Origin of the sequence: Caulobacter rhizosphaerae (genome assembly GCF_010977555.1) — a bacterium.
Classification (GTDB): domain Bacteria; phylum Pseudomonadota; class Alphaproteobacteria; order Caulobacterales; family Caulobacteraceae; genus Caulobacter; species Caulobacter rhizosphaerae.
In genome coordinates this window covers 2,853,673-2,868,621 of record NZ_CP048815.1, presented here as the reverse complement: position 1 = coordinate 2,868,621, position 14,949 = coordinate 2,853,673, and the positions used below count along the sequence as shown (strand labels likewise).

The 14,949-nt window shown below is 65.6% G+C and carries 11 protein-coding genes; 4 read left to right on the top strand and 7 right to left on the bottom strand.

The window, feature by feature from the left end; genetic code table 11:
* The first annotated feature begins 433 nt into the window (after nt 1-433).
* Both G3M57_RS13265 and G3M57_RS13260 read left to right on the top strand, forming a co-directional pair.
* A complete protein-coding gene (locus G3M57_RS13265; protein WP_230983711.1) occupies nt 434-964 on the top strand; it encodes a helix-turn-helix domain-containing protein in 531 nt (176 codons plus the stop codon).
* A 138-nt stretch (nt 965-1,102) separates the two neighbouring features.
* The gene (locus G3M57_RS13260; RefSeq protein ID WP_163231040.1) at nt 1,103-2,071 is read left to right on the top strand and encodes a proline iminopeptidase-family hydrolase; all 969 of its coding nucleotides are present in this window, start codon (nt 1,103-1,105) and stop codon (nt 2,069-2,071) included.
* A 48-nt stretch (nt 2,072-2,119) separates the two neighbouring features.
* On the opposite strand, the gene G3M57_RS13255 is transcribed toward G3M57_RS13260, so the two are convergent.
* Together G3M57_RS13255 and G3M57_RS13250 are read right to left on the bottom strand one after the other, a co-directional pair.
* Complete coding sequence (locus G3M57_RS13255) at nt 2,120-2,821, bottom strand: response regulator transcription factor (RefSeq protein WP_230983710.1); 702 nt, start codon at nt 2,819-2,821, stop codon at nt 2,120-2,122.
* Entirely contained in the window at nt 2,754-5,471 is a 2,718-nt protein-coding gene (locus G3M57_RS13250) for a PAS domain-containing sensor histidine kinase (protein WP_208789677.1), read from the bottom strand. Before G3M57_RS13250 ends, G3M57_RS13255 begins: the two co-directional genes overlap by 68 nt.
* A 530-nt stretch (nt 5,472-6,001) precedes the next feature.
* On the opposite strand from G3M57_RS13250, the gene G3M57_RS13245 reads away from it, so the two are divergent.
* Nucleotides 6,002-6,604, top strand: a complete 603-nt coding sequence (locus G3M57_RS13245; protein ID WP_163231038.1) for a winged helix-turn-helix domain-containing protein — start codon at nt 6,002-6,004, stop codon at nt 6,602-6,604.
* Nucleotides 6,605-6,639: 35 nt separating this feature from the next.
* Here the strand turns inward: G3M57_RS13245 and G3M57_RS13240 are convergent, their stop codons facing one another.
* Nucleotides 6,640-7,629, bottom strand: a complete 990-nt coding sequence (locus G3M57_RS13240; protein WP_163231036.1) for an alpha/beta fold hydrolase — start codon at nt 7,627-7,629, stop codon at nt 6,640-6,642.
* Between the two features lie 92 nt (nt 7,630-7,721).
* The gene (locus tag G3M57_RS13235) at nt 7,722-8,480 is read right to left on the bottom strand and encodes an alpha/beta fold hydrolase (RefSeq protein WP_057183627.1); all 759 of its coding nucleotides are present in this window, start codon (nt 8,478-8,480) and stop codon (nt 7,722-7,724) included.
* A 310-nt stretch (nt 8,481-8,790) separates the two neighbouring features.
* Between G3M57_RS13235 and G3M57_RS13230 the strand changes: the two genes are divergently transcribed.
* The gene (locus G3M57_RS13230) at nt 8,791-10,614 is read left to right on the top strand and encodes an isochorismatase family protein (protein WP_163231034.1); all 1,824 of its coding nucleotides are present in this window, start codon (nt 8,791-8,793) and stop codon (nt 10,612-10,614) included.
* Nucleotides 10,615-10,648: 34 nt separating this feature from the next.
* On the opposite strand, the gene G3M57_RS13225 is transcribed toward G3M57_RS13230, so the two are convergent.
* From G3M57_RS13225 to G3M57_RS13215, 3 genes are all read right to left on the bottom strand, one after another.
* Nucleotides 10,649-10,900, bottom strand: a complete 252-nt coding sequence (locus G3M57_RS13225) for a hypothetical protein (protein WP_163231032.1) — start codon at nt 10,898-10,900, stop codon at nt 10,649-10,651.
* 486 nt (nt 10,901-11,386) lie between these two features.
* Nucleotides 11,387-13,012 (bottom strand): alpha-amylase family glycosyl hydrolase, encoded by a 1,626-nt coding sequence (locus G3M57_RS13220; protein ID WP_163231030.1) that lies wholly within the window; start codon nt 13,010-13,012, stop codon nt 11,387-11,389.
* Nucleotides 13,009-14,784 (bottom strand): alpha-amylase family glycosyl hydrolase, encoded by a 1,776-nt coding sequence (locus tag G3M57_RS13215; RefSeq protein ID WP_163233717.1) that lies wholly within the window; start codon nt 14,782-14,784, stop codon nt 13,009-13,011. The genes G3M57_RS13220 and G3M57_RS13215 overlap by 4 nt, the downstream gene beginning before the upstream one ends.
* Nucleotides 14,785-14,949 lie beyond the last annotated feature (165 nt).

The following is a 14,949-nucleotide window of genomic DNA, read 5'->3' as shown; positions in this document are numbered from 1 at the left end:
ATTTGTAGGAGTATATGCGGTTTGGGCGAGGCGAAGAGCCGCGGAGTGGAGCTAGGGCCGATGAGACGGATTTCTTCGGCGGCGCGCATTAGGAAACAGTGTTTCGTTTGGTGGGGGCGCGCCTCGGCCGACGCGCCATGATCTACGGCGCGGGTGCCTTGGAGGATGTGATTGAGGACAATAAGGTCTTCGCGCCCGTCGCTGGCGGTATTCGTTGGCGGCGATTAGCGCCGAGTGAGCACCGGCCTGACGGTCGTCTTCCGGCGCCACGCCAAGGGCCGCGCCTGGCGCGACCCAGTCTCTCGTGTTTCGCACTCGCTGGGCGCCAAGATCGCTGAAGATCAAACTTGACTGAGGTTTACTGCACTTAACGCCATGACGGTGCGCGTCTCTCCTAGGCTGCCGGGTGAAATCCCCATGGCGGAGACGACCCATGCAGTGTGCCCAAAGCCTTTCGACGATGCGCCCAGCGGTCATGCCCGCGAATGCGCCTGGTCTGATGACCCTTGTTCCGACCGCCCGCGCGCGGCTCGATTTGCGCCTGGATGTCTTCGGCGACGGCCGTGAGCGGCAGGCCGGGCAAGATCCGTCGGCGCGCGCGCAAGGGGAGCGCTGGACAGGCCTACTTCCGTGGCAGGTCAAGCGGGTCCGCGACTATGTCGACGCAGACCTGCACGGTGCGATGTCGCTGAGCGCGGCGGCGGCTCATGCCCGTCTTAGCCCGGGCTATTTCTCCAGACGGTTTCGCCAGTCCTTTGGCGTCACCTTCTCAAGATTCGTGGCCGCGCGGCGCGTCGAACGCGCGCGAGGGCTATTGGTCGGCGGCGCGGGCAAGCTTTGTGAGATCGCCTTGGCGTGCGGCTTTGCCGACCAAGCGCACTTTACGCGGACGTTCGGCAATCTCATGGGGTGCACACCGGGACGGTGGCGGCGCCAAGCCGCCACGAGTCGGTTGTCGGCCTAGCGCGGCACGGCCGCGAGAGCGGCAAGCCCCTTCCTGGAAATCTTGAGTTTCATTTCGCTTTCTCGTGGCGCCTGCGCGCAAGCGCTAGACGCTGTTCAGGTGCGGGGAGCCCTTCAGTCATCTTCCGGAGTATCGACCATGACCACCAGCAACTGGACCCGTCGGCGCGCCTTGCGATCGGGCGCTAAACTGTTGGGCGCCGCCATGGCGACCTCGGCGGCGGCCGCCTTCGCCGCCGCGCCCCAGACCGAGGGTTACGCCGCCGTGCCTGGCGGCAGGATCTTTTGGCGAAAGTTCGGATCGGGCGGCAAGACGCCGTTGCTGACGCTGCACGGCGGCCCCGGTTCGTCGCACAACTATCTCCTCCCGCTGCAGGCCCTGGCTGACGAACGCCCGGTGATCTTCTACGATCAGCTGGGCTGCGGCAGAGCGGACGCGCCCGAAAACGAGAGCGTCTACTCGATCCAGCGCTCGGTCGATGAGGTGGACGCCGTGCGCGCCGCTCTGGGTCTGGACCGGGTTCTCCTGCTTGGCCACTCGTGGGGCGCCTTGCTGGCCGTGGAGTATCTATGCCAAGGGCGGGGCAGGGGCGTCGAGCGCCTGATCCTGAGCGGCGCCATGGCCAGCATCCCCCAGGTCATGGCTGGCTTCGATCGCCTGTTCGCCACCATGCCTGAAGGCTGGAGCGCCAAGATTCATGCCCTGGAGAAGGCGGGTAAGACGGCTACGCCCGAGTACGCGGAGCTGGTTCAGAAGTTCTACGACACCTTTGTTCTGCGGGTCTCGCCGAGCCCCGAGGTGCTGGCGACACTGGAGGCGCTCTCCAAATCGCCGGCCTATCGCGTGCTCAACGGGCCTAACGAGTTCACCATCGTCGGCAAGATCAAGGACTGGGATCGTCGCAAGGACCTCACGGCGATCAGCCAGAGGACCCTGATCACCACCGGCGAGTTCGACGAGATCACCCTCGACTGCCACGAGACCCTTCGCGATGGCATCGCGGGCAAGGCGCGCCTGGCCGTGATGACCGGGTGCTCGCACCTCACGATGAACGAGAAACCGGAGCAATATAACGCCCTGCTGCGCGGCTTCATGAACGAGGCCTGAGCCCTCGCCGCCGGGGACGGGCGACCCGTCCCCGGCGAGACGCCCGGCTCAGAGTTCCGGGCTCGCCTCGGCCTTGGCCAGCAGGTCGGCCATCCGCACCAGATCGGCCAAGGACCCAGCCTCCATCTTCTTCATGACCTGGCTGCGGTGAAGCTTGACGGTCGCTTCGGTGATGGCGACGCGATCGGCGATTTGCTTGTTCAGCAAGCCGGCCGCCACCAAGGCGAAAACCTGCCGCTCGCGTTCGGAGAGAGTCCTGTGTCGCGCGCGCAGCGCCTGCCCGCCCTTGGCCTCTTCCCGGCGTTGCCGGTCGGCGGCCAAGGCCCTGTTCACGGCCTCCAGGAGATCTTGCTCGCGCACGGGTTTGGTCAACACGTCGATGGCGCCGGCCTTCATGGCCCGGACCGCCATCTGGACATCGACGTGGCCGCTGATGAGCACGACCGACTGGGCCGCGCCGCTCCTGGCCAGGGCCTCCTGGAACTCAAGGCCGCTGCGACCCGGCAGGCGGATATCCAGCACGATGCATCCAACACGCTCCATTTGGCCGGCGTCGATGAACGCCTGCACCGAGCCGTAGAGCTCCGCCACCAGGCCCACCGATTGGAACAGACCGCGCAGCGCTTCGCGAACGCTTTCGTCGTCGTCGATAACGGCGACGACGCGCTCGCCCTCGCCGTCCTTAGCCGTTGGAGACATCAACGCCGTATCCTTCCGCCAAGGGTAGGGTGAAACTGAAGACGCCGCCACGCGCCCCGTTGCTGGAAGCCCAGATCCTGCCTCCGTGGGCTTCGATGATCGAGCGGCAGATTGAAAGGCCCATGCCGATTCCCTCGGTCTTGGTGCTGAAGAAGGCCTCGAACAGGCGATCGGGGTCATCGGTCCCCAACCCCGGTCCGGTGTCCGCGACCGTAACCAGCGCATCGCCGTCGTGGATTTCGGCGCTGACGGTCAGGCGGCGTGCGCTCGCCGCTGCGCTGGCCATTGCCTCGACGGCGTTCATGACCAGGTTCAGCACGACCTGCTGCAACTGGGTGCTGTCGCCGCGGATGGTGATGTTGAAATCGCCGAGCTCCGCTTTGGCGACAACGCCGTGGCGCCTGAATTCGCCCTGCAGCAGGTCAAGCACCACCGGGATGACCTGATCTAGGCATACCCGATCCAAGCGCGGCGCGGACTTGCGCGCTAGATTGCGCAGGCTAGTGATGATGTCGCCTGCTCGGTGCCCGTCTCGCACGATGCGCTCGGCGGCCTGACGCGCCATGGCCAGATCCGGCGGGTCGCCATTCAGCCAGCGCAGGCACGCCCCGGCGTTGGTGACGACCGCCATCAGCGGCTGATTGACCTCGTGTGCGATCGAAACCGCGAGTTCGCCCATGGTCGTCATCCGCGTCGCGTGGGCCAGTTCGTTCTGGCTTTGACGCAGGTTCTCCTCAGCGCGCTTGCGGTTTTCGATGTCGACATTGATGCCGAACCACTGGGTGACGTTGCCAGCGCCGTCGAAGAACGGACTGGCTCGCCACAGGAACCACCTGTACTGGCCGTCGGCCCGGCGTATGCGCACCTCCGACTCCCCCTGGGTTCCGGATTGCAGAATGCCGTTCCAGACTTCCAGGACCCGCTCATGATCTTCCGGGTGGAGGTAGTTCATGAAGCCATAGCCGAGGATCTCCTCGTTCGTGGCGCCGCCATACTCCAGGAAGCTCTGGCTCCAGAAGGTGATGTTGCCTTCGGCGTCGGCCTTCCAGGTCAGGCCGGGGATCGACGAGACGATCTGCTGGAGCTGCCGCTCGCTTTCACGCAGCGCGGCTTCACTGGCCCGAAGCGCATCTCGCGCATCCTTGCGGTCCTCGACGTCGATATTGACGCCGAACCATTCCATCACCCGTCCGGTCTCGTCGTGGGACGGGCTCGCGCGGAAGAGCATCCAGCGATAGCAGCCGTCCGCGCGCCGAAGCCGCGCTTCGTGTTCGCTGGCGCGGCCTTGCGCCAAGGCCAGCGCCCACGCGCCGAGAAGCCCATCGGCGTCTTCCGGGTGGATCGCGTCCATCCAGCCGCCCGCCAAGGCCGAAGCCGCGCCTTGACCGATATAGTCCAGGTATTGCTGGCTCAGGAACGTGATCGCGCCGCCCGCGTCCGCCGACCAGACAAGACCGGGCACCGCATTGATGATGTGCCGCAGCCGGCGCTCATTTTCCCGAAGGGCGGTCTCGCTCGTCCGTAGAGCGTCCTCGCTCCGCTGCAGGTCCTCGATATCGACGTTGCATCCGAACCATCGCACCACGCCATTGGCGTCAGTGAGCTTGCGGCCCGCGAAATAGAACCAGCGGTATTGGCCATCGGCGCCGCGGATACGCCCCTTCAGCGAGGTCTGATCGCTGTGGGCCAGGTCCCGCTTCCAGATCTCGACCATGCCCGCCACGTCGTCGGGGTGGTAGAGATCAAGGAAGCCCCATTCCAGGATCTTGTCGGCCGGTTCCCCGGCGTACTCGCGCCAGCTGTGATTGATGAAATCGGCGCTGCCGTCGGGCCGCGCCGACCAGACCAGGACCGGCAGCGAATTGATGATCAGGTTGAGGTTCTGCTCGCTGGCCAGCAGGGCGGCCTGAGCCACTTCGAGCGCGGTCTCGGCGCGTTTGCGATCCTCGATGTCGGCGCCGGCGCCATACCACTTGATGACGACGCCATCCGCGTCGAACAGCGGGTTCTGCCGCAGCACGAACCAGCGGTACTGGCCATCGGCGCGCCGGATGCGGCCCTCGACGTCGCGGGGGCGCTTGGTGGCCAGGATCTCCTGCCAGGAGGCCAGCAGGTGCGCGGTGTCGTCCGGGTGGAAGATCGGCCAGAAGCCCTGGCCGCTGATCTCCTCGGCCGTCCACCCGACATAGTCGACGAAGTTCTGGTTGCAGAAGTCGATCAGTCCATCGGACGTGGTCGACCAAGCCATGGTCGGGATGGTGTTGATGGTAAGATGCAGCCGCCATTCGCTTTCCGCCAAGGCCGCCTCGGAGAGGGGTTTGTCGCGGAAATCCGCGGGCGGCTGGCGGTCGCTGAGGTCGCGCATCTCGCGGCACGCCAGGCCGGCCTGTGACGCGGCAAGCCTGAGCTTCGACAGCTCCATCCGATCCGGAAAGGCGACGCGGCGCGCGCCAGCCAGGATCACGCCGATGCTGGCGTTCTCGCCCAGGGGGCATTGGACCACCGACATCGCCCCCCCGCCCACGGTCTGCATGACCTCGGGCGCGCCGGTGGCGGACCAGGTTTCCAGGGCGGCGCGGATCGCCTCCGCCGGACACGTATCGCCGAAAGCCGGGGCCACGCGCAGGAAGATGTGTGTGGTGTCGTTGAAGCGCAGGCCCACGAAATCCAGCGCGAGCATGTCGAGCAGGGTGTCGAGCACGCCCTCTGCGATCGAGGTCGGGTCAAGGCCCTTCCACGCTTCGGGCAGGAGGCTCAGGCGCTCGATGTCGCGATAGAGCTGTTCCAGAATCTGATCTTTCGGCTGTCTGGGGCGTGACGTGCGGCGGCGCCACGAGGGGCCTTTGTCCCGCCTGTCCGGCGTTAGCTCAAACTAGCGTGATCCAGACCCCGCTTCCACCTGACCAAGGTCTAGGCGCGTTCGACCTTCTGCTAGCGCGAACGTGATCATTGGGCGCGAGGCGGCCCCGAGACCGGGCGCGTCGACTGTCGGTGCGATCCGAGGGAGCGCCGAGGGGCCGCGCAGCGCGAGGCGCCAAGCCCAGCTAGACCAAGGTCGAACGCGACACGCCCGGTGGGGATAGGAGTGCGACCATGGACGAATTGAACCCTTCCGACGCAGCGCCCTAGCCTCGAAGCTCAATCAGAGGAGGGTGGCTTGTCGAACCTTTGGAAATCAATCCGCCGCCGCGATGCGAGTGGTGTGGACCTGCGGAACGGAGCGACACGCTCATGACCCACGCTCCCACCTTCGCCTTTGGCGAGTATCTGTTCATCCCGCGGCGCCAGCTCCTGCTGAAGAACGGCCAGGCCGTCCGCATCGGGTGCCGGGCCCTGGATCTGCTGACCGCCTTCGTCCAACGTCCCGGCGAAGTGCTCAGCAAGCGCGAGCTGCTGGAAGAGGCCTGGCCCAGCACCACGGTCGTCGAGGGAAATCTCAAGGTCCACATCGCCGCCCTGCGCCGCGCGCTCGACGACGATGCGGACCTCGCCCAGTACATCGCCACCGTGAACGGTCGAGGCTACCGGTTCATCGCGCCCGTCGAACGTAGCGAGGCCTCCACGACCCTGACAGCCATGGCGTCGCCGCAGCCCCTCGTCGGCGAAGCCCATTCCTCGCCCGCGGGCCCGTTGGAGGAGCGGTTTCACAACATGGTCGCCTTGCTGACACAGGCGATGCGCTCGGTGGTCGTCGACCTACCCGGCGAGTCCGGGGCGGGCGGGGCGTCGGGGACGTCGCGCCGGGTCCTGTGCATCGAGCTGACCGCCCGCGATGAGGCCTGGATCGAGGGCGTTTTCGCCCAACCTCAACGTATGATGTCCGCGGCGCGCTGAGCGCGTCGCGGACATCGGATGCGTGGGCGTCAGGTCTAGTTGGCGACCTTGCGGTCCAGGAAGTCGTGGATCAACGGCGCTATGACGTCGAGACGGTCCTCCAGGGCAAAGTGGCCCGAGTCGAGGATGTGGATCTCGGCTTTCGGCAGGTCGCGCAGATAGGGATGGGCGCCTTCCTCGGGGAAGATCTTGTCGTTCTTGCCCCAGACAATCAGCGTCGGCGGGTGGCGATCGCGAAAGAACTTCTGGAAGTCCGGATAGAACGGCACGTTGGAGCCATAGTCTCCGAGCATGTCCAGCTGGACGTCGCGGTTACCCGGACGGTCGAGCAGCGCTTGGTCGTGGACCCAGTTGTCAGGACTGATGCGCGCCACATCGCCCATGCCGTCGGTGTACTGGAACTTGGTGATGTCCAGCGTGACCAGACTGTTGAGGGCGTCGCGGTTCTTCTGCGAGCGGTCCTTCCAGTAGACCTTGATCGGATCCCAGAACGGCGACTGCAGGCCCTCATTGTAGGCGTTGCCGTTCTGGACGATCAGGCCGCTGACCCGTTCGGGGTGCTTCAGCGCCAGCCGGTAGCCGATCGGCGCGCCGTAATCCATGACGTACAGGGCGTAGCGCTTGGCCCCAAGCTGGGTCGCCAGCTTGTCGACGACGTCGGCCTGGTTGGCGAAGGTGTAGGCGAACTTGGTGTGGTCCGGCGCGTCGCTCTGGCCATAGCCCGGATAGTCCGGCGCGATGACCCGGTACTTGTCGGCCAGCAGCGGGATCAGGTTGCGGAACATGTGCGACGAGGTCGGAAAGCCATGCAGCAGCAGCACCACCGGACCATCGGCCGGACCGGCCTCGCGATAGAAGACCTTCACGCCGTCGACCATGGCGGTCCGGTAGTGGATCACCGGCGGCGCGAGGCGCGTGACCGCAGCCTTCGGGGCCGGAGCGGCCAGGGCGTGGGGCGCGGTCGCCAGAGTGGTGGCGGCCAAGGTGGCGGCGGCGAGGGCCAGGGACGTGAACAGTCGGGTCATGGGATATCTCCTTGAATTTCAGGTTGGGGTTTTCAGCGTTTTGAGAGGCCTCGCCACGCCAGGGCGCGTGGCGAGATCGGCGGGCGGCGCGACTACTGGGTTTCGTCGGCCGCCATCTCGATGAAGTCGGCGACGTAGCCGGGCTTGGAGAGCATCACCGCGTGGCTGCTCGGCGTTTCGACGAGCGTGGCCTTGGCCCGCACCGCCATCGCCCGCTGGGCCGCCGGCGGGATCATCAGGTCCTGTGTCGCCAGCAGGTAGTAGCTGGGCTTGGCCTTCCAGGCCGGCGCGGTGATCTTGGCCCCCACCGCGCCGAGGCCCCACGGGACCTGGGAGGCGGCCATGAAATGGGTGGTCGCCGGATCGACGTCGGCGGCGAAGGCCGAGGCGAACTTGGCCGGATCGATCTGGATGAACCCGTCCTTGGGCGGCAGCAGGGGCGCGGGCGGCGCGCCCGGAACCGGCGTGCTGGCCAGTTGCAGGACGGACTCGCCCGCGTCGGGCGCGAAGGCCGCCAGATAGACCAGGCCCTTGACCTTGGGATCGGCCCCGGCCTCGGTGATCACCGCCCCGCCGTAGGAGTGGCCGACCAGGATGACCGGATGCCTGGCCTGGGCGATGGCCTCGCGGGCCGCCGTCGCGTCACCTTCCAGGGTGATGGTCGGGTTCTGGACGATGAGGACTTCAAAGCCCTTCTTCGACAGGAGTTCGTAGACCGGACGCCAGCCCGAGGCGTCGACGAAGGCGCCGTGCACGAGCACGATCGATACCGGTTTCTCGGCGGCGAGGGCCGCGCTGGCAGCCGCGGAGGCGGCCAGGGCCGCGATCATTCCAGCTAGGGCGCGCTTCATTGTGTTCTCCATTGTGCAAACGGGCCCAGGCTGGGACGTTGGCCAAATGGATAGTCCATCGAAGGTCATCGCAGGGGTTATGTGTGGTAAAGCCCGGTCAACAATTGCAATCGGTGTTGGTGTAATAGAATGAAATGCCGAGTTACGTTGAAACTATGAGGAAAAGATCGGCACGAGATTGATGTTGTGCCGATATTTGGCCTAAAGTTTACAGCACTTTACTATCTAACTCGGTTTGATCAACGGATTATCCGTTTGCACGGAGCGCCCAGGCGGCGCCGATCCGAGCGTGGAAATTCCGAGGAATCCAATGACGATATCGCCGAACCCGAAATCGAGCGTCCTGCCCACCGGTGGCGGCGCGGCCCTCCTGGATCCCGCCGACGCGGTGATCCTGCTGCTGGATCATCAGGCGGGCCTCTTCCAGACCGTCAAGGACATCGCCGTGGCGGACCTTCGGCGCAATGTCGAAATGGTCGCCAGGCTGGCGACGCTTCTGAACATTCCGGTGATCACGACCGCGTCCGAGCCTTCCGGCTCGAACGGCCCGCTGATGCCGGAAATCCATGAGATGGCCCCGCACGCGGTCTATGTGCCGCGCAAGGGCGAGGTGAACGCCTGGGACAACGGCGACTTCGTCGCCCAGGTCCAGGCCACCGGCCGCACGACTCTGATCATGGCCGGTGTCTGGACCAGCGTCTGCGTGATGTTCCCGGCGCTGGATGCGCGCGCGGCCGGCTACGAGGTCTACGCGGTGGTCGACGCCTCCGGCGATCCCAGCGAAATGGCCTCCCGCACGAGCCTTGCCCGCTTCGTGCAGGGCGGCGTCAAGCCGACCTCGACCAATGCGCTCCTCAGCGAGATGCATCGCACATGGGCGCGTCCGGAGGTCGCGGAACTGGCCAAGCTCTATGGCTTGGCGGCGCCGAACTACGCCGCGGTCATGGAAAGCTTCGAGCGCGTCCTCGTCGACGAGAACGGCCGTCCTGTACAGAAGCTGGAGCCGGGTCAAACCAAGGCTCTCAACAACCAGCGCGTCGTTTGGGCCGTTGGCGCCAGCGAGGAAATAGCCGTCATCCGGGATATCTTCCGCTGGTACAGCACCGACTGCATGAGCCTGGTCGCCATAGCCCGGCGGCTGGACGAAACCGGCGTGCCGACGGCCGGCGGCAGCACTTGGACCGCGCTGCGGGTGCGGAACATCCTGACGAACGAGTTGTTGATCGGCATCTACGTGTTCAACCGCACCAGTCAGCCGCTTAAAGGACGTCGGCGGCTAAATCCTCCTGAGGCCTGGATCCGGACCAAGGTGTTGGAGCCCGTCATCAGCCGGGCGCTGTTCGATCGTGCAGCACAGCGGATGCGTATTTCCCGCCGCCGGCTACCGAGAGCCGAAGCTGCCGCTGCAGTGGCCCGGCTGCTCAAGGCCAAGGGGTATTTGACCGGCGATCTGATCGATCACTGCTCCTACACGCCCAGTCAGCAAACTCTGTGCAGGCTGTTTGGATCGCTACAGGCGGCCTACGACGCCCTCGGATACCAGAATGAGCGCTGGCGGCGCCGTCCGAGGGTGGAGCCGCTCGTCGCCGAAGAAGAAATGCTGGCGGTTCTCCGTACCGTGTACGAGCGAGAGGGGCACGTAAGCGAAGCCATGCTCAACGCCGATCCGTCTTTGCCGTCTGCGTTCCTCTACCGGTATCACTTTGGGAACCTCTCAAACGCCTATCGGTTGGCCGGCGTCCCGTACGACTACAACGAGTTTAAGCGATGCGGCATGGCCCGGACGTCGGCCCGGCGGGCTGGCTTGCCGCCTCGGAAAGTGACCGTGCCCAGGTGGCCGACCGTCGACGGCCAGTACTCCGACGACAAACTTCTCGACCATCTGCGCCGGCTGCACACCCGCCACGGATATGTCACCGCGCGACTTATCCGCGCCACTGAATCCCCGCCGCCAGCGCTCTTCATTCACCGGTTCGGCTCTTTGACAGAGGCCTACCGACAGGCGGGCCTCTCGAAGAGCTGTCCAAAAGCTTGGAGCAGAGAGGCGCGGATCCGGCAGGCCGATCTCGAAAAGTCATCCGGGTTGCCCGGAAATAGAGGGCTCGGGCTCCAGCGAACGCCAGCAGGTCGCTAGATCGGCGGAGGAGGGCGGTTGGCAAGCTTGCCAGTTAGAAATCGTCCTCCGGATCCACGTAAAACGGGATCAGCCCGTAGCCCAGGAGAAACAGTGCGAGGCCGATGACGGCGCCTAGCGCCAGGTTCCAGCTGAAAGCCAGCGTCATCGCCATCCAGCCGGCGCAGAGCCCGAACATGACGACGCCGACGTTCCGGATCATCTGAGCGAACATCCGGATCCGTAGCCGCGTGACGTGTGCCGGCGATTTTCTAAACGGGCTAAGGGTGTGGAAGCGGTTGGCCATGACAGGAGCATCTCACAAACGACTGGGCGTTACAGGCTCGATTTTCGGCGCTGGATGGTCGCAACGAATGGAGCGTGAGCGACTGGTCATAGCTGCCGAACTGGCGGTCAGCACGATAGGTCGGTCGCGCCAGAAAATAAGATTGCCCGCCGCCATCTATTTCGACGAGTTCAAGGCGACGCGGGGACAGTGACAAAAACCGCGACGACCGACATGCGAAAACCGACATCGATCGTCACAGTTGTTCATCGTCTAAGATATATTATCAGAAATATCAAACGATTAAGTACGTTTCGAGTTTCTGGGTTTTGCTGAGATCGACAGCGAAGCAATGCGCTGTCGCCTGGCTGATTTGCAACGCAGGTTTGCCAGGTTGCGGCCGACCAAGGAAAGACCGCCACCGCCGGTGCAGGCTATTAGCCCCACGTCCCTTTGGTCGACGTATTTGACGAGTTTTCGCGGCGATCGCGATTACGGGCGGAGGCTTCAGTCCTTTCGCGCCACCAGTCCGGCCATCGGCGGCAGCGCGCCCCGCCCGCCCAGATTGACGCTCTCGATAATCCGCCAGCCGGCGGGCAGGCGCCAGGTCACGGGCTCGAAACCCAGGTTGAAGGCGCACAGCACCTGGTCGGCGCCTTCGCCGCGCAGGAAGACCAGCAGCGGCTCCGGCGCTTCGACCAGACTCATGGCCCCGGTCCTTAAACCGGGCAACTGGCGGCGCAGGGCCACGAGCCGCCGGGTGACGTTCAGCGTGGAGTCGACGTCGCGCTCCTGGCGGTCGACGGCCAGGTCGATGTGCGACGGATCGATCGGCAACCAGGGCTCGACCTTGGAAAAGCCCGCGTGGGCGGCGACGGCGACCCAGGGCATGGGCGTGCGGGCGCCGTCGCGACCCAGGGTCTCGGGCCAATTGGCGATCGCCTCGGGATCGCGCAACCGGTCGTAGGGCACCTGCGCCTGGGGCAGGCCCAGTTCCTCGCCCTGGTAGAGGAAGACATTGCCGCGCAGGCTGACCAGCAGCAGTAGCGACATCTCGGCGAAGGCCTTGGGATCGCGGCCGCGGGCCCAGCGCGACACCGCCCGCGGCGCGTCGTGGTTCGAGAACGTCCAGGACGGCCAGCCCTGCCCCTCCCCGCCCGGCCACATGGCCGCGCCCTGCCGGATCAGGGCCGGCGCCAGGGTGTCGGCGTAAAGGTAGAGGAAGCCGTAGGCGCTATGCAGGCGGTCCGGCCCCTGCGTGTACAGCTTCATCTCGCTGTCGGCCCGCTCGCCCCCGACCTCGGCGACCATGAACCGCCCGCCGTACGACTCGCCCAGCTGGCGCAGCCGGGTCAGGAAGGCCGGAATGTCATCATGCGACTGGTTGTGGAAGTGGTGCTGGAAATCGAACGGCCGGGTGCGCTTGCCGCCGCCGTCGAGGTTCGGCGGATTGTCGGTCAAGGCCTGGTCGTGCATGGCGAAATTGATCGCATCGAAGCGGAAGCCGTCGACCCCGCGGTCCAGCCAGAACCGCGAGGTGGCGACCAGGGCATCCTGCACCTGTGGGTTGTGGACGTTGAGGTCGGGCTGGGCCGAGAGGAAGTTGTGCAGGTAGTACTGGCGGCGGCGTGCGTCCCAGGTCCAGGATGGGCCGCCGAACACCGATTGCCAGTTGCTGGGCGGCGAGCCGTCGGGCTTGGCGTCGGCCCAGACGTACCAGTCGGCCTTGGGGTTGGTGCGGTCCTGACGGCTGGCCTTGAACCACGGATGCTCGTCGGAAGTATGCGAGAACACCTGGTCGATGATCACCTTCAGGCCCAGGGCGTGAGCCCGCTCGATCAGGCGATCGAAGTCGGCCAGGGTTCCGAAGATGGGATCCACATCCTCATAGTTTGAAACGTCGTAGCCGAAGTCCTTCATCGGCGAGGTGAAGAACGGCGACAGCCAGATGGCGTCCACGCCCAGCGAGGCCACGTGCTCCAGATGGGCGGTGACGCCCGGCAGGTCGCCCACACCGTCGCCGTTGGAGTCCGCGAAGCTGCGCGGATAGATCTGGTAGATCACCGCGCCGCGCCACCAGTCGCGGTCGTGGGCCCGGTCGGTGGACGGCTTTGAAAGGGTCTCGACCGTCACTGGCCAACCTCCGAAACGCAAATCATGTAGTCGAGCGGGTCGATCTCGACCCGATAGCTGCCCGGCGCCGTCGCGGCGGCGGCGCAGGATCCGTGGGCGGACCGCCATGTCCGCGAGGTCTCATCGACCTCGATCTGGGCCGTGATCGGCGTGAGGCCGGTGTTGAACGCCACCAGCACCTCTCTGTCCTGCGTCATCCGCGAGACCGCGAACAGGCCCGGCTTGTCGCTCGCGGTCCGCACGACTTGGCGGGCGCGCCGCAGCGCCGGCTCGGCGGTCCGCAACCGCGCCATGGCCGAGATCGCCTGGTAGAGCGCGCCATCGGTCGCGAAGTGGTCGCCCGCCGCCGAGCGGCCGTCCAAGAGCCGAGTGGCGGCGTAGGCGGGAACCTTCGTCGCGAACAGGTCCTGGCGGGAGTCCTTGTCGCCGCCCTCGCCGGCCAGCCCCTGCTCGTCGCCGTAATAGAGGACCGGGACCCCGCGGGTGAACATCAGCAAGGCGTGGGCCAGGAGCACGCGCCGGGTGACCTCCTCGTCCGAGGCCTCGGGATGGGCCAGGCGCACGAAGTGGCCGATCCGGCCCATGTCGTGATTGCCCAGGAAGGTCGGCAGCTGCAGCGCGGCCGCCTCCCCGCCCTCGTACAGCGCGTCCTGCGCGAACAGGCGCCCCAGGGCGTCGGTTCCGGTCTTGCCGTTGACGACGTCGGTCACGGCGCCCTGGAAGGCGAAATCGAGCACGGCGGGATAGCCGTCCACCCGGGTGAACCTGGCCAGCATGCCCGGCTCGGTTTCGGCCACCTCGCCGAAGATGTGGAAGTTCGGAATTCCCCTGGCCTTGGCGCGGGCCAGCATGGCCGGCACGAAGGCGCGCCAGAACTCGGGGTTCACGTGGCGGGCGGTGTCGATCCGGTAGCCGTCTATCCCGAAGTCGTCGATCCACTGGCCGTAGATGTCGATGAAGCCCTGCAGTACGCGCGGGTTCTCGGTGGCTAGGTCGTCCAGGCCTGAGAAGTCGCCATAGGTCGAGCTTTCGCCGGTGAACCGGCTGTTTCCGCGGTTGTGGTACCAAATCGGATCATTCAGCCACGCGGGCTTCTTGATCGTCGCCTCGTTCTCGGGGACGTAAGGGGTGTAGGCGAAGTCAGGCCGCGTCAGTCGCGCGAAGTTCTCCGCCTTCTGCCGCTCGGCCTGGTCGCCCAGGAAGCCGTCATTGATCACCGCGCCGGCGACGCCGCCCCGGCGGACGAACGGATAGTCGGCCTTGGAGCGGTAGTCGCAGCCGGTCGCGGCGCAGGCGCGATATTGGATGACGTCGGCGGTGTGGTTGACGACGATGTCCAGATAGACCTTGAGGCTGCGTGCATGGGCGGCGTCGACCAGGGCCTTCAACTGAGCCCGCGTACCAAAATGTGGGTCGACGTCGGTGAAGTCGGTGATCCAGTAGCCGTGGTAGCCGGCGGACTCCCGACCTGAAGGCCCCTGCACCACCTTGTTGCGGAAGATCGGACCCAGCCAGATCGTCGTCGCGCCCAGGCCTTGGATATAATCCAGCCGCGCGGTCAAACCGGCCAGATCGCCGCCGTGGTAGAATCCCTTGTCGGTTGGATCGAACCCCGTCGTCAGGCGATCGCCGGAAAGACCTCCCCGATCATTGGTCGGGTCGCCATTGGCGAAGCGGTCGGGCAAAACGAAGTAGATCACCTCGTCCTGTGGCGAGCGGTCGAGATAGGTGGCCCCACCCGGCTGCGCGGTCTGGGCGAACCCGGCGGTCATCGTCGTGGCGGCGATAAGCGCGGCCCACACCGATCGACTCGCCCATGCCCTCCAAAGTTCCAAGCGCCCGCCCCTCTGACATTAACAAGATCGGTCGATTCAGCGCCGATCATTTGATTTGCAATAATTTGCAGAAACCTTCCGAAGCTGTCAATCACCCACGCA

What these genes read in the sequence shown, in the direction of transcription:
- G3M57_RS13215 (WP_163233717.1), bottom strand. Translation starts at nt 14,784, where the DNA reads ATGACCGCCGGGTTCGCCCAGACCGCGCAGCCGGGTGGGGCCACCTAT.
- G3M57_RS13225 (WP_163231032.1), bottom strand. Translation starts at nt 10,900, where the DNA reads ATGGCCAACCGCTTCCACACCCTTAGCCCGTTTAGAAAATCGCCGGCA.
- G3M57_RS13265 (WP_230983711.1), top strand. Translation starts at nt 434, where the DNA reads ATGCAGTGTGCCCAAAGCCTTTCGACGATGCGCCCAGCGGTCATGCCC.
- G3M57_RS13235 (WP_057183627.1), bottom strand. Translation starts at nt 8,480, where the DNA reads ATGAAGCGCGCCCTAGCTGGAATGATCGCGGCCCTGGCCGCCTCCGCG.
- G3M57_RS13240 (WP_163231036.1), bottom strand. Translation starts at nt 7,629, where the DNA reads ATGACCCGACTGTTCACGTCCCTGGCCCTCGCCGCCGCCACCTTGGCC.
- G3M57_RS13230 (WP_163231034.1), top strand. Translation starts at nt 8,791, where the DNA reads ATGACGATATCGCCGAACCCGAAATCGAGCGTCCTGCCCACCGGTGGC.
- G3M57_RS13260 (WP_163231040.1), top strand. Translation starts at nt 1,103, where the DNA reads ATGACCACCAGCAACTGGACCCGTCGGCGCGCCTTGCGATCGGGCGCT.
- G3M57_RS13245 (WP_163231038.1), top strand. Translation starts at nt 6,002, where the DNA reads ATGACCCACGCTCCCACCTTCGCCTTTGGCGAGTATCTGTTCATCCCG.